The organism is Secundilactobacillus malefermentans DSM 5705 = KCTC 3548 (assembly GCF_001436395.1).
GTDB classification, from domain to species: Bacteria; Bacillota; Bacilli; order Lactobacillales; family Lactobacillaceae; genus Secundilactobacillus; species Secundilactobacillus malefermentans.
Map to the genome: position 1 here is coordinate 20850 of NZ_AZGJ01000016.1, position 23209 is coordinate 44058.

At 43.4% G+C, this 23209-nt stretch carries 23 protein-coding genes, 1 pseudogene and 1 riboswitch; of the genes and pseudogenes, 18 read left to right on the forward strand and 6 right to left on the reverse strand.

Annotated features, from left to right (window positions below):
* The first annotated feature begins 13 nt into the window (after positions 1 to 13).
* The 3 genes from FD44_RS04430 (at position 14) to FD44_RS04440 (ending at position 5366) form a co-directional block, all read left to right on the forward strand.
* Positions 14 to 1555, forward strand: coding sequence for an AMP-binding protein (locus FD44_RS04430; protein ID WP_010619550.1), 1542 nt, complete (start codon positions 14 to 16; stop codon positions 1553 to 1555).
* Positions 1552 to 2526 (forward strand): aliphatic sulfonate ABC transporter substrate-binding protein, encoded by a 975-nt coding sequence (locus tag FD44_RS04435; RefSeq protein ID WP_010619551.1) that lies wholly within the window; start codon positions 1552 to 1554, stop codon positions 2524 to 2526. Before FD44_RS04430 ends, FD44_RS04435 begins: the two co-directional genes overlap by 4 nt.
* Before the next feature lie 302 nt (positions 2527 to 2828).
* Positions 2829 to 5366: an AAA family ATPase gene (locus FD44_RS04440; RefSeq protein WP_010619552.1), complete on the forward strand. Its 2538-nt coding sequence runs from the start codon at positions 2829 to 2831 to the stop codon at positions 5364 to 5366.
* 196 nt (positions 5367 to 5562) lie between these two features.
* On the opposite strand, the gene FD44_RS04445 is transcribed toward FD44_RS04440, so the two are convergent.
* Positions 5563 to 6093 carry a type 1 glutamine amidotransferase domain-containing protein gene (locus FD44_RS04445; RefSeq protein WP_010619553.1) on the reverse strand — a complete coding sequence of 177 codons (531 nt, stop codon included), beginning with the start codon at positions 6091 to 6093 and terminating at the stop codon, positions 5563 to 5565.
* Between the two features lie 146 nt (positions 6094 to 6239).
* Here FD44_RS04445 and FD44_RS04450 point away from each other — a divergent pair, with 146 nt between their 5' ends.
* The 6 genes from FD44_RS04450 to FD44_RS04475 all read left to right on the forward strand — a co-directional run bounded on the left by FD44_RS04450 (position 6240) and on the right by FD44_RS04475 (position 12157).
* Positions 6240 to 7967: a thiamine pyrophosphate-dependent enzyme gene (locus FD44_RS04450; RefSeq protein ID WP_010619554.1), complete on the forward strand. Its 1728-nt coding sequence runs from the start codon at positions 6240 to 6242 to the stop codon at positions 7965 to 7967.
* A 56-nt stretch (positions 7968 to 8023) separates the two neighbouring features.
* Positions 8024 to 8908, forward strand: coding sequence for an RluA family pseudouridine synthase (locus tag FD44_RS04455; protein ID WP_010619555.1), 885 nt, complete (start codon positions 8024 to 8026; stop codon positions 8906 to 8908).
* Between the two features lie 79 nt (positions 8909 to 8987).
* Positions 8988 to 9767, forward strand: a complete 780-nt coding sequence (locus FD44_RS04460) for a DUF1003 domain-containing protein (RefSeq protein ID WP_010619556.1) — start codon at positions 8988 to 8990, stop codon at positions 9765 to 9767.
* A 55-nt stretch (positions 9768 to 9822) separates the two neighbouring features.
* The gene (locus tag FD44_RS04465) at positions 9823 to 10413 is read left to right on the forward strand and encodes a GNAT family N-acetyltransferase (RefSeq protein WP_010619557.1); all 591 of its coding nucleotides are present in this window, start codon (positions 9823 to 9825) and stop codon (positions 10411 to 10413) included.
* Positions 10414 to 10541: 128 nt separating this feature from the next.
* On the forward strand, positions 10542 to 10943 hold the full coding sequence (locus tag FD44_RS04470) for a hypothetical protein (protein WP_010619558.1): 402 nt from the start codon (positions 10542 to 10544) through the stop codon (positions 10941 to 10943).
* Between the two features lie 26 nt (positions 10944 to 10969).
* Positions 10970 to 12157: an MFS transporter gene (locus FD44_RS04475; protein WP_010619559.1), complete on the forward strand. Its 1188-nt coding sequence runs from the start codon at positions 10970 to 10972 to the stop codon at positions 12155 to 12157.
* A gap of 39 nt (positions 12158 to 12196) precedes the next feature.
* Here FD44_RS04475 and FD44_RS04480 read toward each other — a convergent pair whose 3' ends face one another.
* Both FD44_RS04480 and FD44_RS04485 read right to left on the reverse strand, forming a co-directional pair.
* Complete coding sequence (locus tag FD44_RS04480; RefSeq protein ID WP_010619560.1) at positions 12197 to 12523, reverse strand: AzlD domain-containing protein; 327 nt, start codon at positions 12521 to 12523, stop codon at positions 12197 to 12199.
* The gene (locus tag FD44_RS04485; RefSeq protein ID WP_010619561.1) at positions 12520 to 13218 is read right to left on the reverse strand and encodes an AzlC family ABC transporter permease; all 699 of its coding nucleotides are present in this window, start codon (positions 13216 to 13218) and stop codon (positions 12520 to 12522) included. The genes FD44_RS04480 and FD44_RS04485 overlap by 4 nt, the downstream gene beginning before the upstream one ends.
* Before the next feature lie 210 nt (positions 13219 to 13428).
* Between FD44_RS04485 and FD44_RS04490 the strand changes: the two genes are divergently transcribed.
* The 6 genes and pseudogenes from FD44_RS04490 to FD44_RS04515 all read left to right on the forward strand — a co-directional run bounded on the left by FD44_RS04490 (position 13429) and on the right by FD44_RS04515 (position 17763).
* Complete coding sequence (locus tag FD44_RS04490; RefSeq protein ID WP_010619562.1) at positions 13429 to 13695, forward strand: MerR family transcriptional regulator; 267 nt, start codon at positions 13429 to 13431, stop codon at positions 13693 to 13695.
* A gap of 567 nt (positions 13696 to 14262) precedes the next feature.
* Positions 14263 to 14817: a GNAT family N-acetyltransferase gene (locus FD44_RS04495; RefSeq protein ID WP_010619563.1), complete on the forward strand. Its 555-nt coding sequence runs from the start codon at positions 14263 to 14265 to the stop codon at positions 14815 to 14817.
* Positions 14818 to 14913: 96 nt separating this feature from the next.
* Positions 14914 to 15804, forward strand: a complete 891-nt coding sequence (locus FD44_RS04500; RefSeq protein WP_010619564.1) for a cation diffusion facilitator family transporter — start codon at positions 14914 to 14916, stop codon at positions 15802 to 15804.
* 37 nt (positions 15805 to 15841) lie between these two features.
* Positions 15842 to 16489, forward strand: a complete 648-nt coding sequence (locus FD44_RS04505) for a metal-dependent transcriptional regulator (RefSeq protein ID WP_010619565.1) — start codon at positions 15842 to 15844, stop codon at positions 16487 to 16489.
* A 22-nt stretch (positions 16490 to 16511) separates the two neighbouring features.
* Positions 16512 to 17270 (forward strand): annotated as a pseudogene (locus FD44_RS04510) (threonine/serine exporter family protein).
* A 13-nt stretch (positions 17271 to 17283) separates the two neighbouring features.
* Positions 17284 to 17763 (forward strand): threonine/serine exporter family protein, encoded by a 480-nt coding sequence (locus FD44_RS04515; protein WP_010619566.1) that lies wholly within the window; start codon positions 17284 to 17286, stop codon positions 17761 to 17763.
* A 60-nt stretch (positions 17764 to 17823) separates the two neighbouring features.
* Here FD44_RS04515 and FD44_RS04520 read toward each other — a convergent pair whose 3' ends face one another.
* Together FD44_RS04520 and FD44_RS04525 are read right to left on the reverse strand one after the other, a co-directional pair.
* Entirely contained in the window at positions 17824 to 18207 is a 384-nt protein-coding gene (locus tag FD44_RS04520) for a DUF1634 domain-containing protein (protein WP_010619567.1), read from the reverse strand.
* Complete coding sequence (locus FD44_RS04525) at positions 18204 to 19052, reverse strand: sulfite exporter TauE/SafE family protein (RefSeq protein WP_010619568.1); 849 nt, start codon at positions 19050 to 19052, stop codon at positions 18204 to 18206. The genes FD44_RS04520 and FD44_RS04525 overlap by 4 nt, the downstream gene beginning before the upstream one ends.
* A gap of 151 nt (positions 19053 to 19203) precedes the next feature.
* On the opposite strand from FD44_RS04525, the gene FD44_RS04530 reads away from it, so the two are divergent.
* Complete coding sequence (locus FD44_RS04530) at positions 19204 to 19866, forward strand: phosphatase PAP2 family protein (RefSeq protein ID WP_010619569.1); 663 nt, start codon at positions 19204 to 19206, stop codon at positions 19864 to 19866.
* Between the two features lie 37 nt (positions 19867 to 19903).
* Here FD44_RS04530 and FD44_RS04535 read toward each other — a convergent pair whose 3' ends face one another.
* Entirely contained in the window at positions 19904 to 20710 is an 807-nt protein-coding gene (locus tag FD44_RS04535; RefSeq protein WP_010619570.1) for a lp_1002 family arylesterase, read from the reverse strand.
* Between the two features lie 73 nt (positions 20711 to 20783).
* Between FD44_RS04535 and FD44_RS04540 the strand changes: the two genes are divergently transcribed.
* Both FD44_RS04540 and FD44_RS04545 read left to right on the forward strand, forming a co-directional pair.
* A complete protein-coding gene (locus FD44_RS04540; protein ID WP_010619571.1) occupies positions 20784 to 21335 on the forward strand; it encodes a GNAT family N-acetyltransferase in 552 nt (183 codons plus the stop codon).
* Positions 21336 to 21379: 44 nt separating this feature from the next.
* Positions 21380 to 21561: riboswitch (Lysine riboswitch) on the forward strand.
* A 117-nt stretch (positions 21562 to 21678) separates the two neighbouring features.
* Entirely contained in the window at positions 21679 to 23166 is a 1488-nt protein-coding gene (locus FD44_RS04545; RefSeq protein ID WP_010619572.1) for an amino acid permease, read from the forward strand.
* Positions 23167 to 23209 lie beyond the last annotated feature (43 nt).

Here is a 23209-nt window from a genome sequence, read left to right on the forward strand (position 1 = left end):
AAGAAGCGATTATATGACAAAATTAACAACAGCATTAATCAAAGAATTAGATGTAGACCAAGACAAAAATATACTGCAAGATGCAGAAAACGGCATTTGGTATACCCGTCGTCAATTCCAAATGGACGTAGAATCGCTCAAAAATTCGATGTTGGCAAGAAACGTTGGCTATGGCGATCACGTATTAATTGCGTTACAAAACGCAGTCGTCTACGCCCCCCTCATGCAAGCAATTTGGGAAATTGGTGCTGTGGCATATCCAATTTCTGATACAACACCAGGTGAGGAGCTAACAGCCTTAATCAGTAGTGATGACTATCCGGTTGCATTTGTTCAACAGCAATTTGCAAAGCCACTGTCAGGACTAGCTGGTATTACGAGAACGACCATTTCCTTAAGAACAATCATGGAATTACCAATTCTTTGGAATGATCGGGTCTTGGTTAACCGGACGAAGCCCAATGAAACCCGCATTCTTGAAACGGATCTTGCGTTGGTGCTGCATACTTCCGGAACAACTGGTAAGCCCAAGAGTGTTGGCCTAACTCACGAGTTGTTGTACAACGGGGCAATTCATGATCGTGATAGCCATGAAACAACGTCGAAGGATACTGCTTTGATTATGATGCCAATGTTCCACGTTAATTCACAAATTATGTCGTTGCTTCAAATGCGGCTGGCTGGTGGACGAGTATCGATTGCTAAGAAATTTAGTGCCAGTCGATTCTGGTCACAAGTTGCCAAAGGTGATGTGACCTGGGCCTCGGTTGTGCCAACAATTTTATCAATTTTGTTGCTCAACGAAAAATCACAAGCACAGTTTGATGACTATCAAGATCAGATTCATCTTCGATTCTTGCGAAGTTCATCCTTTGCGCTGCCACTTAAGAAGCTGACGGATTTTGAAGATCGGTTCCACACGTTAATCTTAGAAGGTTATGGGATGACTGAAACTGCGAGTCAATGCACGATTAACCCGTTAGATGCACCCAAAGTTGGCTCAGCTGGGAAACCATTTGCAACTGACTTAAAACTCATCGTTGACGGTGAGATGGTCGATGCGCCTGATGTGGTGGGCGAAATTGCGGTTCGTGGTGATCACGTTATTTCTGACTACCTGGAGACAAATCCAGAGTCATTTCACAATGACTGGTTCTTAACCGGTGATTTAGGTTACCTAGATGAAGATGGCTACCTATTTGTAAAAGGTCGTCGGAAGGAAATGATTAGTCGCGGTGGTGAGAAAGTTGCGCCCGCTAAGGTCGAAAATGTGCTCAATGAGTTACCGTTCATTGAACAAGTTGCGATTATTGGGATGCCCGATGATTTATATGGAGAAGCTGTGACGGCTGTGACCATCTTAAAGGCAGGCGAAACAAGTCGCCCACTAGCTAAAGAAAAGATTTTAAAATATACGGAACATAAGTTGGCTAAATTCGAACGGCCAACCGAAGTTATTTTTGTTGATGAATTCCCATTGAATACGACTGGTAAAGTGGTTCGCCCTAAGCTGCGTGAATCATTACTAGCTGCCAGTGTTGGAGGAGAAGCATGAGTAAGAAATGGAAAAAGTACCTCCTTATTTTAATAGTGCTTCTCGGAATTGGTGGCGCATTTTATGGCTACAAACAGGCCAATAATAGTGCTTCAACGACTAGTTTAAAAACAATCACGATTGGTTATCAAAAAGCCGATCCCGTTGACATTTCGCGTCAACGTGGTGATTTAGCCAAGAAGATGAAGAAAAAAGGGTATCACGTTGTATTCAAACAGTTCCAAGATGGAACCGCGCTGATGACGGCATTGAAGAGTGGCAATATTGACTATGCCCGTTTGGGTGATACGCCACCAATTACGGCTCAAGCAGCTGGAACCAAACTGGTCTACATCGCCGCTGGTGCTTCCAAGGAGAACGGAACTGGGCTCGTCATTCCTAAGAACTCCTCCGTTAAATCAATTAAGGATTTAAAAGGTAAGCGAGTTGCGTACACGAAGGGCACGAGTTCTCAATACCTGTTACTATCTGCCTTAAAGAAGGCCGGAATGTCAGCCAGCGATATTAAATGGGTCAACATGGACCAATCAGCTGCCAGCGTTGCCTTCTCAAAGGGGAAGGTTGCGGCATGGTCAACTTGGGATCCTTACACAGCCCAAGCTGAGGTTCAAATGGGCGCCAAGTTGCTTATTACGGGTAAGAACGGCGTCAGTTACAACCGTGACTTCGTCGTGGCAATGAAGAACTTCGCTAAGAAGAATACGGATGTTTCTAGTTACCTCACTAAGTACTTGGCAGCAGATATGAAATGGGCAGATACCCATCATGAAAAGCTGATTAAGATGTTGATGAAGTCGTTAGGTCTTTCGCGTAAAGTTGTGACTAAGACGGTTGAACGTCGGAGTTATTCAATGGGTAAGGTGACAACGAAGATTGTGAAACAACAGCAGGAAATCGCAGACATGTTCTATGCATCTAGTTTAATTAATAAGGATGTTAAGGTTTCAAAGATTGTGATGTCAGGTAAATAGGGATGTGTGAAAGAATGGGGTGGAACAAAACAAAAGTTTTGTTCCACCTTTTTTCTGTCCCCCTATTATTCTTTTAATCGGGCTCCAAAAGGCACTAACTTCGTGTCGTTGTCGATTACACTAAGCCAAAGACCCAAAGACCGGCAAGTGTAAGTCGCAACTCCCTACGCCTAACCTAGATTAACAAACAATCCAGGTACGGGATTATTCGTTAATCTAGGTTACGCTCGGAAGCTAATCGTCTTTTGTCACACCTTTGTTCTTTTTTTGGTTTAAAATATAAAGCGAATAGGAGGGGTTCGATGACACAACAAATTAAAATTCCCACCCAAATTGAAGTCCGTGGTGGAGAAGTTAACAACTTAAAGGGGATTGATGTCGACATTCCCCTGAACCAGTTTGTCGCCGTATCAGGCCTTTCGGGTTCTGGGAAATCCTCCTTAGCGATGGGAATCCTGTACGCTGAAGGTTCACGCCGTTATTTGGATGCGTTAGCGACTTACACGAGACGCCGAATTAACCAGGTTGGGCGGCCAAACGTCAAATCAGTTAAGTACATTCCGGCCGCGTTAGCGCTGCGCCAGCGGCCTAACGTTCCTTCCGTGCGCTCAACCGTCGGCACGATGACCGAAATTTATAATGTTTTACGGCTGATATACTCACGGTTGGGGTCGCTGGTTTGTCCCAATGGTCATCGAATAAAGCCAACAATTAAGATTGCAGAAGCAATGGATGTTGTGGGTGACCAAATGAGTGTCATTGAGTGTCCCGTTTGTGGGGTTAAATTTCATGCATTTGGTGCCGAGGACTTTGCCTTCAATTCGGATGGCGCTTGTCCAACCTGTGGTGGCTTGGGAAAAACGAAGCAAATAGATGCAAGCAAGCTAATCTATGATGAAAACTCAAGCTTGGCTGACGGGGCGATTGCCTCATGGCGTTTACCAGGCCGAAATTTCATGCCAACGGTGGCGGCTGCAATGGGGATTCGGACCGATATTCCATACAAGGATTTGACGGATGAGGAAAAGAACACGGTTTTGCACGGTGAAAAGAAGCAGTATCCCGTCGACATTCTTTCTGGTACTGGGCGGGTTTTTCATATGGAGCATGCCCTATTTGAAAATGCCTACAACGCAATTGAGGACAGTATGGCAACTACTAAAAGCGAGCGGGCACTAAAGCGATTGAATCAGTTTTATAAATTTAGTACGTGTGAAACCTGTCACGGAACTCGGTTGAACCCGGATCGGTTGCACCAAGAGGTTACCGGGTTGAATATCGCTGAAGCGAGTGAAATGCCACTTGGTGATTTAACGGATTTTGTCACTAAAATGAAGGCTGCCTTACCGGAAAATATGCAAGCATTAGCGACTAATTTAAGTTCTGAATTGTTAAATCAATTGCAGCCGTTGCTCGATTTAGGGTTGAACTATTTGACGATGAATCGATTAGGATCAACACTTTCAACCGGTGAGTTACAACGGATTCAATTAGGCCGCACGTTGCGAACGGAAACGACCGGCGTTCTGTACATTTTGGACGAGCCATCAGTGGGGCTACATCCTGATAACATTGCTGGGCTGATTAAAATTTTCAGGCAGCTGATTGCAGGCGGAAATTCATTGGTCGTTGTCGATCATGAAACGTCAATTATTAACGCAGCGGATTGGGTGATTGAAATTGGCCCTGGATCTGGTGCAAAGGGTGGTCAAGTCGTTGCGACCGGCACCCCGGATGAGTTAAAGAAGAATCATAAGTCACTGATTGGACCATTTTTGTCCGGCGAGGCAACCATTCAATCTCGGAAATTAGCAAGTGAAAAGGCGCTATTCAAAGCGAGTCAATTTGGCTTAACGGTTAATCACCGTTTTAATTTAAATCAATTGACGGCTAAGTTCCCGCTGAAGAAAATTAGTGCAATTACTGGCTTTTCTGGTGCCGGAAAGACGACTTTAATTTTGGATAGCTTGGTGCCAGCGCTTGAACGCTCAATTAAGAAGCAAAAGCTCCCAGAGCATGTGGCCAAATTAGACGCTGGACAGCTCCGCCATGTCGTTAGTGTGGATGCAACTCCGGTCGGCAAAAATATGCGTTCAACGGTTGCAACCTACACGAACATCATGGATGCGTTGCGTAAATTATTTGCAAGTTTGCCCGACGCCAAAAAGAACCACTACACAGCAAGCTACTTCTCCTACAATAATAAGGAGGGTGGCTGTCCAACCTGTGGCGGAACCGGCCAAATTTCACTGGATATCCAGTATTTACCGGATATGGTGGAAACCTGTCCAACTTGTGGTGGAAATCGGTTTAACCCGGACATTTTGAAAATTAAGTGGCGCGGGAACTCGATCGCTGACTTATTGGCGCTAGAAGTGGAAGAAGCAATTCCAGTTTTGAAGGATGAAACGACTATTGCTGATACGCTTCAAGTTTTAAAGGAAATGGGACTTGGCTATCTGCACTTGGGCGAAGATACACCAACGTTGTCAGGTGGTGAGGCACAACGACTGAAGCTGACGTCCCACTTGAAACGTCGGCAAACAAACAGTCTTTTCATTTTCGATGAACCGACGATTGGGCTCCATCCATTGGACGTTCAAACGTTGTTGAAAGTGTTTGATCAACTCCTTGAGCAAGGGGCAACAATCTTGCTCATTACCCACGACTTAGACTTGATGGCAAACTCAGATTACCTCTTTGATTTAGGACCAATGGGCGGATCCGACGGGGGCCAGATAATGGCGCAGGGTCGACCAGATGATCTTGTGAAACAACCAAATGGCTTAACCTCAAAGTACCTGAGGGAACACTATCAAAATCACCATATGACAGTATAAAAAATGAGGGTGAGACAAAAGGCGGTTTGCTTATGAGCATAGCCTAGATTAACGAGTAATCCTGTACTTGGGATTATTTGTTGATCGTAGCTAGGCGGAGAAAGCAGCCTTTTGGAACCCGACTAAATAAGAATATTCGGAAATAGAATAGGAGCTGGGACAAAACATTTGTTTTGTCTCAGCTCCTTTTGTAAGTTTATGAAACTGGAACTGCGTCTAACACCTTGAGCATAGCATCATTGAAATTTTGGAGATCATTAGGATTTCGGCTCGTCACTAATTGATCGTCAACGACAACCGTTTTATCCTCAACATCTGCGCCAGCATACTTCAAGTCTACCTGAATCGTTTTGAAGGCGGTCATGTGTCGTCCCTTCGCCTTGTCCGCAGTGATGATCAGCTGGGGGCCGTGGCAAATTGCGAAGACTGGTTTGTTTTGATCCATAAAAGCTTCTACAAACTTGACGTAGCGGGGATCCTCACGTAAGCTGTCGGGCGAATAGCCACCGGGAAGCAAGAGCCCAATGAACTGATCTGGGTTAACGTCCGCGATACTTTCATCAATCGTAAATGGATTGTCGTGTTTACCCTTCACAATTTTACCCGACTTATCTTCAATTAAAATTGGATAATACCCGGCTTTTTGTAAGGCGCTTCGAGGGGAAGTAAGTTCAACATCTTCAACGCCATCAGTTACTAAGACGGCAATTCGTTTATTCTCTGCCATTGAAATGTCCTCCTTTATTGTTATCCCTACTATATCTAAGGTGGGGGTCAAATCGCAATGAATTTGATTGAGAATGTAAGCCCTTTCTTGATTGCTAAAAATAGTGTACATTTAAGGGGACAATTAAACTAATTGAGGTGTGAATTATGGCAGAAATGAAAGCTTCACAAGCTTTAGCACAAGTTTTAGAATCCTGGGATATCAAACGGGTATACGGTATTCCAGCCGATACGGTAATCGATGGGTTTTATCAAGAACGGGATAAAATTGAGTACATTCAAGTTCGCCACGAGGAAGTAGGCTCGCTGGCTGCTGTCGCAACGGCCAAGGCAACCGGCAAAATTGGGGTCATGTGCGGGTCAGTCGGACCAGGGGCACTTCATCTACTTTACGGATTATACGACGCCAAAATGGATCATGTGCCTGTTCTTGCCATCGTTGGTCAAACAGTCACAAAAGCAATTAACACCGCTTATCTTCAAGAAATGGATGAGGATGCTTGGTTCAGTGACTTTACCGATTTTCATAAACAAGTAACCACGGCAGAACAGATTCCAGACGTTGTGGATGCTGCCATTCGTTATGCATACGGACACAATGGCCCTGCCGTCATTATTATGCCAGATGACTTACCAGCGCAGACAATTAATTTTGAACCAATTAAAACCAAGCAAATTAGCCATTCAACGATTGAAAGTAAAATTGCGGATGAAGATGTGGCCGAAACACTCGATTTGATTAAAGCAGCCAAGCGGCCCTTATTGCTAGTTGGTCAAGGGATGAAGGGAAATCGGGAACTTATTCAAGCTTTCTCGGAAAAGTTTCAGCTTCCCATTGTGACGAGTGCGCCTGCAATTGGCGTTGTATCGTCTGATTTCAGAAACATGCTGGGATCAATGGGACGAATTGGGTCCAAACCCGCTTTTGAAGCCGGCCAGTTAGCTGACTTGCTAATCATGGTTGGGACCAACTATCCGTTTGCCCGCTTCTTACCAAAGACTATTAAAGTCGTTCAAATTGATACCCGTTTATCCGTTTTGGGTCGTCAACGTGCCGTGGATCAGGCGGTGTTAGCAGATGGCAAAGCCTATCTTCAAAAGTTGATTGACGCTGGAAACCTACAACCATTTAACGGTTGGGTTAAGGCCAATCGAACCAATCGCCAAAATTGGCTAAATTACTTAGCCAAACGCGCTTCTCAACCAGGGCAGTTAACCGCTGAAGCCGTCATTAATACCATCAAGCAACGCGCTGATCAAGACGCTTATTTTGCACTCGATGTTGGTAACAACGTCACGTGGGCTACTCGACAACTCCCCTTTAATGCTGATCAGGAGATGAGCATGTCGTCCTGGATTGGCACAATGGGATATGGATTAGCAGCTGGGCTGGCCGTCAAATTGGAACAACCTAATCGCCAAGTCATTAGCATCATGGGCGATGGCGGCTACACAATGGTTTCTCAAGATTTACTAACGCAGGTGCAGTACCAAACCCCCGTTATCACCGTTATTATGAAAAACTCAGCGTTTGGCTTTATTTCCCACGAAGAATCTAGCCGGGGACAGTCGGACTATGGGGTTCAATTTGTCGGGGCAAATTGGGCTGGCGTTGCTGAGAATATGGGGGCTGTCGGCTTGCACGCCCAGACGCAGGCTGAACTAGATGAGGTATTTAACAAGGCACTAGATTTGCAAGCACAAGGAGACAAACGACCCATCGTCATCGAAGCCAGCATCAAAAATGAGGACCCGGTTGACACGAGTTTCATGCCAATTGATCCTGACCAATTTGATTCTAAAACAATCAAGAAGTTCCGGGATACTTACGGCATTACGGAAGCTGATCAACCTGCACTTTCAACTTTGCTTTAACTTTGGGGTTGAAGCTGGTATCATCTTACTGATAGATGAAAGAGGTTGGAAAAGGGATGCAATTTGAATGGCAAAAGGAAACGGGTCCGGATCAAACTGTCAAAAAGTTTTTAGGAACAAAGGGTGTTAGTCACCGCTTAATTAGTGCGGCTAAACAGGAAAGTGATGCTTCTTTTCAATTAAATGGTGACTTGGTGGATGCAAGCGAATTCGTTTCGGTGGGGGATACCATTGGGTTCAATTTACCGGATGAACCCTCCGATCCAAATGTTCCAGTAAGTTATGAGCCGTTAGACATCGTGGCTGAAACCAATCACTGGCTGGTCGTCAATAAGGAGGCTGGGCTGACGGTTGTTCCTGGTCCTGCAAATCGTGAGGACACGCTGGTTAACCGGATTAAGGGCCATTTGATGAATGAAAATTCAGCGCAGCTAGTTCCCCATATTATTACCAGATTGGACCGCTTTACGAGTGGTTTGGTTTTAGTTGCAAAACACCGATATGCTAATTCGCTCTTTAGCGAGCAACTGGCTAATCATGAATTGAAAAAGACGTATATTGCTATCGTTTCGGGAAATATGGAAAAAGCCCATGATTTAATTGATAAGCCAATTCGACGAGCGGATGAGGGCTTTAATCAGATTGTGGCACCAGATGGGAAATCCGCACAAACGGAATACTGGGTCCTGGGCCAGAACGATGATTATTCGCTGGTAAAAGTTAATCTGTTGACTGGCAGAACGCATCAAATTCGGGTTCATTTTCAAGCAATTGGTCATCCGTTGTTGGGCGATGAATTGTATCATGGTCCGTTGAATTTGGGCATTAGCCGTCAAGCACTCCATGCGAGTGAGTTATCGTTTACGGATCCGTTTACGGGTGAGTTGCAACAGTTTAAGGCAGACTTGCCGGCAGATATGGCGCAATTGAATAACTTTTGAAAGTAGCTGAGCGAGCTACTTTTTTTGTTTCCAGCGAGCATGGTACAATGGGTCTATTAAAGGATTTTGAGGTGAACAAATGGCTGAAAAGAAGCAACACGTTTCTTGCATTGTTGATAATCGAGAATATGAGGTCGAAGAGGGCGTCTACTTAAAAGAGCTTTCCACTGAATTACGGAATCGAATTAAGGCGGATCATCCAAAGGTAACACCGAATGATTTTATTTGTAGTCACCACTTATTGCGTTACAGGTTAGCCAGTGTCGATGCTTTGATTAATACCGATTTAAAGCAGAGTGGCAAAATTAATCGAAAACTGACTAAAGCGCTTCAAAGCGATGATTATGAAGTCACGGATGTGAATGATAAATTACTGCACAGTCTCACTTTTGGGCAAAAGATTGCCGATGATGTGGCTCGTTTTGGTGGTAGTTGGGGATTCATCATTATTTTCGTTTGCATCCTGGTTTTCTGGATGGTGTTCAATTCTCTGCAATTGTTTGGCATTCATTTTGATTCGTATCCGTTTATTCTACTGAATTTATTCTTGAGTTGTATTGCCGCAATTCAGGCGCCCATCATTATGATGAGTCAGAATCGGTCTGCGGATCGCGACCGGCTTGACGCAGAAAATGATTTTCACGTTAATTTAAAATCCGAACATGAATTAAGAATTTTGCATGCTAAGTTGGATCACCTATCTCAAAATCAAATGCCCCATTCGCTTGAAGTTTCAAAAGTTGAAATTGAAATTCTAAGTGAAATTCGGAGTGAATTGGTTGAGCTAAGATTGCGACAGGAATCATTGGAACAGTCGGTTAATGGACTAGAGCAAAAATCAAAAGGACAACCGCTTTGACTTTTAGGGGTTTGTTCAGTATCCTTGTATCTAAGTAACAAATAGGAGGATTTTTGTGTTAACCATTAGAACAGCCAAATCGGATGATGCGGGCCAGATAGCGCCCTTAATTAATCTGATTTTTGATGAAATGCAGCTTGAGGAATTAGAAGATATTCCTGAACCTGGATTAGAGAAGGTCATTACGATGGCTTATCGAACAAGAACTTATTTGTCCGATAAGGCAACCACCGTGGTGGCCGAGGCCAATGGCCAAGTTGTTGGGGTTGCCTTTGGGTACCCTGGCGAAAATGAGGAAGCGGTTGATCGGGTTCTAGAGAACTTATCCGCTAAGAGTAACGATTTTGATGAGCCAATGACGTTTGACTCAGAAACAAATGGCAACGAATGGTACTTAGATTCCATTGCTGTATCGCCAGATTATCAAGGGCATGGCGTTGGAAGCCAGCTTTTAAGAGCACTTCCAGAATATGCTAAGGCAGACGACGAGTCTGTCATCGGTTTGAATGTCGACTTTGAAAATCCAGACGCGATGAAACTTTATGGGCGTCATGGCTTTGAGGCTGTCGGCAAGCGGATGATTGGGGACCACGAGTATTATCACATGCAAAAGCAGGTTGATAATCGAGCCACCATTAAACTTTAATCTAAAAAGTCCTGAGTTTGGAAATTCCAAACTCGGGGCTTATTTCATTTGATTCCTAAAATAACTCATGACTAAACCGATGGCCACTGATAGAATAGAAACAATATCACTAAATGGAGGCACAAACGATGAAGGATAATCTTCAATTGGGTGACGATGAATTTAAGCAGATGCTGTTGATTCTGGCAAATCCCGTCACACAAAAGAATCACAAAGACTTTAAATTTTTAGACTACGAAATGAATGAAATTGCCGATGATATTTGGGCAATGCCCGCCTATATGGCCGATGATGATGACTTTAGTTTCTTCTTCATTATCACTAAAATTGATTCGGGCGAAACGGTTGTTGCGTTTGCTGAAGGCCAATTTGATGATCAAAAGTTTAATCTTGGAAACCCAGTAACAACGGGTCAGGGGCTCAACACACTTTATGAACAGCAGCCCGATCGCGCCAAACGAGTTCTGAAATTTTTGAATGATATTTCTAAGGCAAATGAGGGCGAGTGGCGAATGATTGAAGCGTCATAAGCTGTAAAGAAGAGGGGGGAGTTGTGATGAAGGTTCGTAATTTTAGTTGGCCACTATTTTTGTCGCCATTTATTTCGCGGATGGGCGACTCCCTCTACATTTTTGGGCTAAATTGGTTTGTCGTGAAGGCAACTGGAACCACATCTTTACTAGGAATGGTGCAAGCGTTCGGGGGAATTGTCCTCCTGCTTGGCGATTTTTTCTGTGGGGTATTGATTGATAATTATAATCGAAAGCGAATTTTGGTAGCATCGGAGTTCATTAGTTTAGCGGCCTGTTTTAGTTTTGCATTCATCGTGAATCCGAACAATCCAGCTCCTTGGCAATTATTGACGCTTACGGGTGTTCTTGATGTTGGTCTGGCATTTAGTTTGCCGGCTGCGAAAGCGATTGTGCCAGAAGTCATTCACTCAAAGGCCTTGCAGCGATTTAATGCATTATCAAACACAACCATTAATCTTGCGGATGTGGTTGCCCCACTGATTGGCGGATTATTGCTGACAATAAAGTGGATTAACTTTCGTGAGTTTTTGGCAATTAATGGAATTTCGTTTACGATATCATTTTTACTATTCGTCTTTATGCCCTATAAAATGCAAGAATCGACTCGTGAGCGGCTTAGCATTTTCGATAGTTTGGCGTCTGGATTCAAGTATGTGTTAAAAAGCCCGCTGCTAATTGAAAATGTGGCGTTAAGTGGCGTTGCAAACGTGATGTACGCTGCAGCCCGCTTAGTTTTGCCATACGACGTTAACCACTTTTATGGGGGTAAATCGGCACTGTATAGTATTTTGTTGAGTGCATTGGCAATCGGGGGCATTCTAGGTGGACTTAGACTGACATTTGAATCGGGACGGGGACAGCGAGAAAAGAATTATCGAGATTTGATCATTGCGAGTGGCATGCTAATGATTACTGGTATTTTCAAGTTCTATCCCGTACTGCTGGTCTTTGCCTTGGTCTATGGATTTTCAATGGCCTCATTTAATATTAGGGCGTTTACTGTGACACAGGACTTAACCGATAATCAGTATTTGGGAAGAATCTTTGGAATTTGGTTTATTGCGATTGATGGCTTGCAGCCAATTGGGTCCTTTGTCTTTGGTTGGGCAACGGATTACCTTCATAATTGGTCGTTCCTAGCAATCGGAATTTGTTTAGCAATTGGAATAGTTGCCGTTAATCACATGATTAAGGGAATGAAAAAAGCCTAGTGTCAGTCACGAAAAAGTGATTGATCCTAGGCCTTTTGCTTAGCCAAAATTAAAGTAACGAATCACAGCCATAGCAATGATGCCAACGACTACCACAATCAGAAGACTCTTTGAGATGATGGCAGCGATGACTGCTGGAATGGTTGCAAGGACATTTTGCCAGTCAAATAGAGGCAAGTGACCGGTTTTGGCGACCAATAGATTTTCAAACATGAGCGCCGTCATAATCGTAATTGGCATGAAGGATAAAAATTTGATAACTAAGGCTGGCAACTCAAATCGTTTCACCAGTAAGAAAGGAACGACTCTTGATAGAATTGTGACAATGCCACAAACCACAATCGTTAAAAATATGTAGAGATTCATTTATCAATCACCATCCCAAATGCACACCCCAAAATTGTTGAAAAGAGAACCGCAATATTAGCGGACATGACCGCCATCGAAAAGTAGAGGCAAATGACAACAAACAGCATGACGAGTAATTGGGTCCGGAAGCCCTTTGTTTTGTCAGTGATAAGCTGCAAGTAGACGAGGCCAATGAACATGGCAACCAAGGCAAAGTCGAGGCCAAACTTTTCGGGCGATGAAATGAGACTGCCAATCCAAGCGCCAACGATCGTTGCCAAAATCCAAATCAGATAGGCCAGCAGGTTTGCGGCATGCTGCCAACGCGCGGTCAGGTGCTGCTTGGTACGGTTTAGTTTATTCATTGCTAACGCAAAGGTTTCATCCGTTGTTAAAATTCCGATTCCGATATTATTTAGGATGGAATCTTTTCGGAAGTATTGGGCAAGGGTGGTCGCCATTAAGATCATGCGTGAATTGACTAGAAACGTGGAAATTGCAATTGCTGAAATCGGATCGTGGACCAGAATCATGTTTGCGATGATGAACTGAGCCGATCCCGCATAGACCCAAAAGGACATGAAGGCAATCATTAAGATGCTAAGGTGGCTAGTGTGACCAATGATGCCAAATGCAATTCCAACACCTATGTAGCCGAATAGGGTTGGCACGACGTCTTTAACGCCGGCTTTAAATGTAAGTTCAGAATTCACGTTTCCGCCTCCAATGCATGTTTAAAGTTTAGCGTATTTTCAATGGAATAAAAAGGACTTTTTCTCATTATTTTTTCATTTTAGTGGCCCGAGAATCGGGCAATCTAGGCATCTTTTTAGATGGTCAAAAAAGAAAGCCTAAAAAGGTTGCATTTCCATTATTAGGGTTGTATGATTACGACGATATAAATTTTGAAGGGAGGCATTACCATGGAAATGGCGTTAACAGATTTTGCGAAATCAACCGGCGTGAATCAGGATCGCATTCGTGAATACATTGCAGCTGGGTTATTACCAAGCCACCAAAACCAGGCAGCGTCAGACTGGCGTTTTACTGATTCCGATCAGTATTGGCTAGACATGGTTGAGTGTTTCCGTGATAACGGAACGTCTCTAGATGACCTTAAAGAACTGATGCCACTTTGCCAAGCGGCTAAGGTTGAAGCCGATTCAGCAAATACACCAAGTTTAATTTAATAGATAACAATCAAAATCACTCGAAACTTCGAGTGATTTCATTTTGCTTTTCTTAATTTAAGCGCTTCTTATTGTTGTTTGGTCGCCACCATGGTATTTTAGAGTTAGAGGAAGGCGTGAAGCCCCTGCGCACCAAAAATTTCTCAACGCCAATCGATCTTATGGCTGGATTGGTAGTGTCATGTTGTTACGTGTTGTTAAGAAGACTTTACCAACGTAAACGACTAATTGATAGCGCGTCGAAATTGCGCTTTGAGTACCTGCGACTAATCGCCGGTTAGTAATCGTGTCAGTGAAGCAACGTGTAAACGGAAAATCTAAGTAACCCTTTTATTTTCTGGTCGCACAGGGGTGCCTCCTCCAAAACCATCCGAGTTTAAGAAATTCTCGGATGGCTTTTTTTATCATTTTTATGGGTAAAAAGCGCGATTTACAAGCCCCTTTTATGAGAAAAATATCTCATGAAACTTTTATGAAAATTCGCGTTCAAAACTGTTGCAACTCCTCTTTTAAGTGTGTAGAATAACAAAATCTTAGTTATTGGATAAAACGAGGAGGGATTTACTAATGCAAATCAGAAGAGCAGAAATGAAGGATCTTCAAGCAATCGAAACAATCGTAATGGACGGCCGTGACCGATTAGCCGAACAGGGTGTCGATCAATGGCAAGGTGGTTATCCCAACACTGAAATAATTGTGGACGATATTGAAAAACGATACGTAATGGTTCTTGAGGATGATGGCGAGATTGTTGGATCTGCAGCAGTAATCCCTGGCCAAGATGCAAGTTATCAAACAATCGATGGCCAATGGCTCACTGAGACGGACACCATGAATAGCGTTGCTGTTCACCGTGTTGCTGTTTCAAGTAGCCACCACGGCAAAGGATTAGGCTATAAGTTACTCGATGGCATTTATGAAGAAGTTGCAAAAACAATGCCTGACATTAACAGCCTGCGCATCGACACACATCCAGATAATAAAGGGATGCAACACGTGATATTAAAATCAGGTTATGAGCAAACTGGCATGGTTAAGCTACTTAACATGGGTCTTGATAATGAATGGGACTACGCATACGAACGATTAGTAAAGGTTCCATCACACGTGACTGGCAGATAAAGACGTCTTTGGGAGATTGCAATTGAGCAATCTCTTTTTTAGTATTTTCATTTTCAACTGACAATGCGATAATATAGACGAATAGGAGGAGTCAACATGCATGATGCTTTATCCGGCAAACGCTTTTTTGGCGTGACTGTCCTAAACGTTTGTATTACGGTCTTAGAAATTATTGGTGGCTTACTATCTGGTAGTCTCGCGCTGCTATCGGATGCCTTTCATAATTTGGGGGATTCATTATCCATTGTTATCAGTTACATTGCTCATAAAATCAGCAAAAAATCACAGGACTCACAAAATACATTTGGCTACCGACGAGCACAAATATTAGCCGCACTTTTGAATGCAGCCTTACTCGTTTTTATTTCGCTATTTTTGATAGCTGAAGCCGTTAAACGATTCTCGGAACCTGAGACAATCGACGGGACATTAATGCTAATTGTCGCGATTGTGGGAATAGTGGCAAATCTTATTTCAGTTATTCTATTAAGTCGGGGTTCCCATCACAATATGAACATCAAGGCGACCTACCTTCATATGATGAGTGATACCTTGTCTTCAGTTGGGGTTATTCTTGGCGCGGTGTTGATTAAGTTCTATGGAATTACCATTATTGACCCGATTGTGACAATTTTGGTGGCAATTTATATCATGTTTGAATGCTGGCCAATTATAAAGCAAGCTATCAATATTTTGATGGAAGGTGCGCCAAGTTTAGATTATGAGGCAATTCGCCGTGATTTAATTCAAATTGAAGGGGTCAATGATGTCCATCACGTTCATGCGTGGATGGTTGACGAAAATAGCGTGGTCTTTTCTGCCCACGTCAATATGGCCGATATGTGTTTAAGTGATGTTGAGCCAGTTTATCGAAAAATTGAAAAATTGTTAAAGTCCAAATATCAAATTGCACACGTAACCATCCAAGCCGAAGCAACTCGCGGTGAGGGTGAAAAATTGATTTATGATCAAGGACGCGACATTTAACTAATAAAATTGAAAGGCGTTGACTCATTTGGCAAGTATGACTCCGATGAAGGAAGATTATTTGAAAATTATTTTCGAGCTTGGCGGAACAAAACGCGAAGTTTCAAACAAACAGGTTGCCATTAGTTTAAATATTGCGGCAGGGTCCGTAACTGAAATGGTTGGAAAAATGGCCGAGGAGAACTTAGTTGTTCATACGCCATATTCTGGAATATCCCTCACCCAAAAGGGGACAGAATTAGCCGTTGTTCTAGTTCGTAAGCATCGTATCTGGGAAAGCTTTTTAGTTGATAAGCTGGGCTATGCGTTACCAGATGTTCATGATGAGGCCGAGGTTCTAGAACATGTGACAAGTACGAAGCTAGTCAACTCGTTGGATACGTTTCTCTGGCATCCACAACATTGTCCACACGGCGGCATTATTCCTGATGAAAATGGTCACTTTGACGACTATTCACACCGAGTGTTGAATGATGCTGAGGATGGTCAAACAGTTGTTGTGGACCGGTTTATTGATAATCATGATCTATTAACTTATTTGGGCGATATTAAGCTGGACCTTGGCGACAAATTGCACGTAATTAAGCATGATCCGTTTGAAGGCCCAGTGACGGTTGAAAATTTGACTGATAACAAGGAACTCAGCATTGGTTACAAGGCAGCTCACTACATTTTTGTAAAATAAATAAAAAAGGGGGGCTTCCTAAATGGAGAAGACACAGCAGTCAAAAGAAGACTTGGTCGTTCAAGTAGCCTTACGCGCCGGTAGAATTATGATAGAAAACGGATCAGAAATTACCCGGGTCGAGGATACGATGACGAGAATTGCTAGAAATGCAGGCGTTCCATAGGGCCAAATCTTTGTCATGATTACGGGAATCATGATGTCCGTTTCTGGCAAGCAGAATGCCCAAATTGAACCGGTAAGAAAACGAACGTTTGACCTCGAAAAAATTTCAGTCGTCAACGATTTGTCGCGTCAATTTGCTGGGCACACCATTTCCCTAACTGAATTTCAACAAGCGCTGATTCAGTTGGAGCTTAATCCAAAGTATTTTCCCTTCTGGATTCAACTTTTAGGAGCCGCCTTAGTTAGTGGACCGCTGGAGTTGGTATTCCGACACTCGTTTGCAAACTTTCCGATTAGTTGTTTAATTGGCGCCGCGGGATGGACGATCTTTTACTGGCTTAACAAATGGGTTAAGGTCCGCTTCTTGAGTGAATTTGCTGCTGCAGCGGGGATTGGAATTCTAGCCATTTTAGCTGTTAGGTTAAATTTTGGGACTAATATTGATGATGTCATTATCGGAAGTATTATGCCCTTAGTTCCGGGAGTTCCGATTACGAATGCCGTACGAGATACGTTGGCCGGAAACCTCGTCAGTGGTCCCGCTCGTGGTGTGGAGGCGTTGATGAGTGCGGCGGCAATTGGATTTGGGATTGCGCTCGTTTTGCGGTTTATGTGATGGAGGGGTTGAGATGCACCTTTTTATAATTTTAGTCAGTACATACGTGGCAACGGTTGCTTTCAGCATTTTGATTAACATTCCCAGACAAGCGCTTAATTTAGCCGGAATTGTTGGGACATTAGGATTTTTGGTGTACTGGTTATACCTAAATTTTGTGGGCGGCTACGTCATTGCTAATCTGCTGGGGGCCGTTGTGATTGGGATTGCCAGCATGCAGGCGGCCCGCTTTAAGAAGATGCCAATGATTTTGTTTAATATTCCGAGCATTGTGCCGTTAGTGCCAGGGGGTCAAGCTTACCAAATGGTTAAAAATTTTGCCTTTGGTAACTCACAGTTGGGCATTAAGTTTATGTTTGAGGTCATTATGATTGCTGGTGCAATTGCCTTTGGATTTATTTTGGCGGAATCATTTAATAAGTTACGATTGCGGATTCCGACCCGAAACGCCAAACGCTGGTGGAAGGAAAATCGGAAGAACCCGAGATTGTGATGGTCACATTCTGATGATGTAAAAAAGGCTCACGACAATTTGTCGTGGGCCCTATTTGTATCAAAATCCTAAATAGCCGATGATAAAACTAATTAATAAAATAATGAGAACTAAAACTGTGATTACGACATAAAGGTGATCCTCTTCCTTGTAGAAGGCATAAATTGAAACGACCACCCGTAAGACCGGCGTCAAGATGAGACAAAAGAGTCCTAACATCATGATGGCGTATGGTTTAAAAGCGATGGCACCTTGTAAGATTGCCAAGAGCGTTTTCGGGTGTGTTCCAGCTGGGTAACCAGTGGTCTGGTTCATCAGGAAGAGGAGCAGGCCTAACGCTAGAATAATCGCAGAAGTAAAAACACCAATTTGCAGAATTCGACCAATCAGTCGTTCAACGGAAACCATTTCATCAGTTGATTGTGATTTGTTTTTAGAGGTCATCCAAAGCTCACCCCGAATCCCTTTAAGATCATTTGAAGGCCGACGTAGAAAATAACGGGAACAAATATCATGCGGATCACTCGTGCGGGTAAGACCTGCATAATTCGAGAACCAATAACTGCGCCTACGAGAATACCGAGGGCGAGCGGAACCGCAATTTGGGGAAGCATTGATCCGTTGAAAAAGTAAACGGTGGCACTTGCGGCGGCAGTGACGCCCATCATCAGGTTACTAGTTGCTGAGGAAGGCTTAAGGGGCATGTGCATGATGGTGTCCATTGCCATCACTTTGAAGGCCCCCGAGCCAATTCCGAGCAAACCACTGGCAAATCCGGCGCCAAACATCATTGAGAAGCCACCGGGAACGTTCGTCACTTCATAATCAACGTTCTTTAATTCTGATTTATCAAAGTACGAACCGTTTAGATCCAGTTTCTTTGCCCATTTGTCACTCTTCACGGTTGTGGTGAGTTCGCGACCTGCGCGCAGTTTTTTGATCATGTTCCAGCATGAAAATAGTAATAATAAGCCAAATAATACATATAGGTAACTTGGATTAAGAACACCCGTTAAAAGTGCTCCCAAAATGGCGCCAATCGTTGTCGCAATTTCCAAAAACATGGCAACTCGAAGATTTAAGACCTCGTCTCGCAAGTAAGCAACGGTTGACCCCGAGCTAGTGGCGATAACGGAAATGATGCTTGCCCCGATGGCGTACTTAATATCGAGTCCCATTGCTAGGGTTAAAATGGGGGTGATAATAATCCCGCCACCCAAGCCTAATATAGCACCGGCTACACCGGCAAATAAACCGACAGCTATTAATAGAAGTGTCGTTGAAATCATGGTGATGTTCCTCCTCTAGTGTTTGATTTTAAGAGTACCACATTTAATCTATGACTATGAACTTTCAATTAAAATCCTTTCAGATTTCTAAATTAGGGTTAAATCATATGGTATACTCACGTTATTAACGACATAGGAAGGTTTTAAGAATATGATTGTGAAAGATTGGACCCGAACACTTCGGTTTCTTATTAGTGCAGTATTATTTGGATTTTTAATGGCGATTGTCGCTAACCAGGCTGGTTTATTGGAATTCATTGACGGAATTTCTGCCCAAATGGTTCAGAATAACGATTCGGTGATGAAATCGGCAATCTTCACGGGATTTTCAGCAATTGCGAGTCCCAAGATGGATATCATTTGGACGGTGATTTTGGCAATCCTTTTATGGGGATTTAAGTACAAGATTCCTGCCATTTGGGCGCTTTGCACCCTGGCTGGTGGTGATGTCATTGCCCAGTTAGTCAAAGAGATTGTGAAACGTCCTCGTCCATATGGGCACTTGGCAGCGGATGATGGCTTTAGTTTTCCAAGTGGTCACGTATTTGGATTCTTCATTCTGGTGACCCTCGTTTGGATTTTAGTGGTGCCGCTGATGAAGAATCGCCTCAACAGAATTTATATTCGTGCAATTATGATTTTATTATTGTTTTTAGTGGCAGTTTCTCGGGTTTACCTGAGCGCGCACTTTCCATCTGATGTTATTGGGGCAATGCTCCTAGCCTACGCTTGGGTTCAAGTAGCAGAATGGCTCTACGTTTGGCTGGCACCAATTTTAGTTAAGTGGCGTTTTCTTTCAAATTCGAAGGGGTAAAAAAAAGGATGTGGGTGCACATCCTTTTTTGCTGCAGTTATTTAGATAAAATATCAGCCAACCATTCTGTTGCTAAAGTTAGCCAGTGGGCAACGTGCGGGTTATCCGCAGATTGTTTCCAAGAGGTCTGTTGGTTGGCGAGTGCTAAGCCGTGTGGACCGTCATGAAAAAGGTGAAGCTCACAATCAATGCCGTGCTGGACGAGGGCATTGACGTAGGCGAGACTATTTTTTACTGGAACGACTGGATCGTTAACGGTTGCCCAAACAAAACTGGGAGCGTTGTGACTGTTAACGAAGTTTTGTGCAGCGTACGTTTCAGGGGTATCCGTCCATTCACGAATTGTTTCCTCATCAGTGGGAAAGCCAAGCTTAGGATCAATCACGGGATAACTAATGATGGCCGCATTAATTTGCAATTGCGCCTCAGTTAATTTTGTTAATTTCTGGAGCCACGTGGTAGACCAATAGTCATTATAAAGTGCCGCTAAGTGACCACCAACTGAGAAGCCGGCAATGACGATTCGATTTGGATCAATGTGCCACTTGACGGCGTTTTCTCGAATTAAGGCAATCGATTGAGCTAGTTCGACCAGAGGTGATGGGAATAGGGGATGCACCTCGTTCACAAAACTATATCGTAAATAGAAACTTTGATAGCCCTTCGCAAGGAAGGCTTGGCTGAGCGTTTCTGATTGAGCTTCAGGTATGTGAGTATAGGAACCACCGGGTATAATGACCATAGCAGGGTATTTGAAATGATTGCTTTCAACATCTGAGTCCCGAATGTACCCCTTTATGTAGGCGGCAGACTGATTTGATAACTTTTCTTGAATAATTTGCACGAACTCACCTCATTCATTTATTATAGGAATATTGTAACGCACTTTTGGAATTGCCGAGAGGAGTGATAAAAATTTGCCAGTAACTATAAAGACGGATCGGTTAGTCATCCGTCCGTTGAATCCGACTGATAAGAAGGCGCTCTGGAAACTTGTCAAGAATCCCAAAGTGGCAGAGTCAGCGGGCTTTATTCCTGCGACCTCCGCGTTGGAGCTTGATGATGTGCTTTCTGAAATGATCCGGACAAACGTCCTCACGGTTGTTTCAAAAGTAACCGGAGAACTAATCGGCTGCGTTGGTTTGTATGAGCGAATGAAGGCGTCTGGTGAACCAGACGTCACTAGCCGTGAAGTTGGCTATATGTTGGCTGAAAGTCAATGGGGTCAGGGATACATGACGGAGGCGGTGGAAGCAGTTTGCGCGTATGCTTTTAAATCGTTAAAGCTTGAATCACTTTATGCCAGTTGCTTTAAGGGCAACGACGGCTCAATTCGTGTCTTGGAGAAAAATCACTTTGTTTATCAAGATGCGTATCGTCATTCGCCAATTGATCTCTTTCAGCCGGGAAAGATCGAGTTTTTTTATCAATTAACGATTGAGCGATGGAAACAAGTCAATCATTTTTGAAAAAAAGTTGCAAATTGATGAAAATTGCTTATACTAAGTTTATATCGAATAGAAGAGGTGCAATACTTCATCAGTAACTCATGCGAGATAGTTAAGTATCTGAGAGCTTGAGTGAAAGGGAAGATTGCCGAAATGGATCAGTCTTAAATGCTGACTCTGTTGGGTCCTAGTTTAATAGCCTAGGGACTGTCGTAACCAAATAGGGTTACGGAGCGCTTTCTACGATTTTCGACTCGGAATGAATGAATTTGACCGGTCCTTTCGCAGACGCTTTGTGTTTGCAAAGGGCTTTTTATTTGTCTAAGTCATTGGGAAAGCCTCTTCAAATGAGGAGGAGTTTTACATGGAACAAGCACCACAAGAAAACGAAGTGTCAACTGATCAAGGCGTTAAGCGGGGATTAAAAACCCGTCACGTCTCAATGATTGCCTTGGGTGGCTGTATTGGAACCGGATTATTTGTTGCCAGTGGCTCGGCTATTTCTTCTGCAGGACCAGGCGGGGCACTCGTGGCTTACATTGCGATGGGACTCATGGTTTACTTTTTAATGACTAGTTTGGGTGAAATGGCAACAAACATGCCAATCTCTGGCTCATTTGCTGCATATTCAGCCAAATACGTTGATCCAGCGCTAGGTTTTGCAATGGGCTGGAACTACTGGTTTAATTGGGCCATTACGGTTGCCGTTGATATTAGTACAGCAGCCTTGGTGATGAAATTTTGGTTGCCTAGTCTTCCTGGCTGGATTTGGAGCGCAATTGCGTTAGTCATTATTTTCTTAATTAATGCACTTTCAGTTAAGACGTATGGTGAGACTGAATTTTGGATGTCATTAATCAAAGTTGTAACAATCATTATTTTCTTGGCAGTTGGGCTATTAACCATCTTTGGTATCATGGGTGGTCACGCAACTGGACTTGAAAATTGGACGACACACAAGGCGCCATTTGTTGGTGGTTTTCCAGCAATTCTGAGTGTCTTCGTTGTTGCTGGGTTCTCATTCCAAGGAACTGAATTAGTCGGTATTACCGCTGGTGAATCAGAGGATCCAACTAAGAGTGTTCCTAAAGCAATCAACCAAGTATTCTGGCGGATTATCTTATTCTATATTTTAGCAATTGCCGTCATCGCAACGATTATTCCATATACAAGTCATGATTTATTAGGTTCTTCAGCAACCGATGTCGCAATTAGTCCCTTTACATTGGTCTTCCAGCGTGCCGGATTAGCTGCTGCTGCAAGTATCATGAACGCGGTCATTTTAACGTCAGTTCTTTCGTCAGCAAATTCAGGGATGTATGCGTCAACTCGGATGCTTTATTCTCTTGCCCACGAAGGCTATGCACCAAAAGCATTTGGTCGCACAACCCACAATGGAATTCCAATGCTGGCATTGTGTGCAACAACGGTTATCGCTGCTTTAACCTTTATCAGTAGTATTGCTGGACCACAAATTTATCTTTGGTTGGTGGCTGCTTCTGGATTAACTGGTTTTATTGCCTGGATTGGGATTGCCATTTCACATTTCCGATTCCGTCGGGCCTTTATTAAGCAAGGACATGACCTTTCAGAACTCAAGTATCATGCAAAGTGGTTCCCAATTGGACCATTGCTGGCATTAATTCTCTGTATTGGGGTTATCATTGGTCAGGACCCTGGTTCATTTGCCAACTTTAACTGGGAACAGATTGGGGTTACGTACATTAGCGTGCCACTTGTCCTAATTCTTTACATTGTTTACAAAATTAAGAAGCATACAAAGTTGATTCCTTTGGATAAGGTGGACGTTTCACCAACTGTTAAGGAACATAAAATGAATCCAAATGATTAATCTATCAGAAAAGCTCTTCAGTGAAGTGAACCCCCGGTATTGG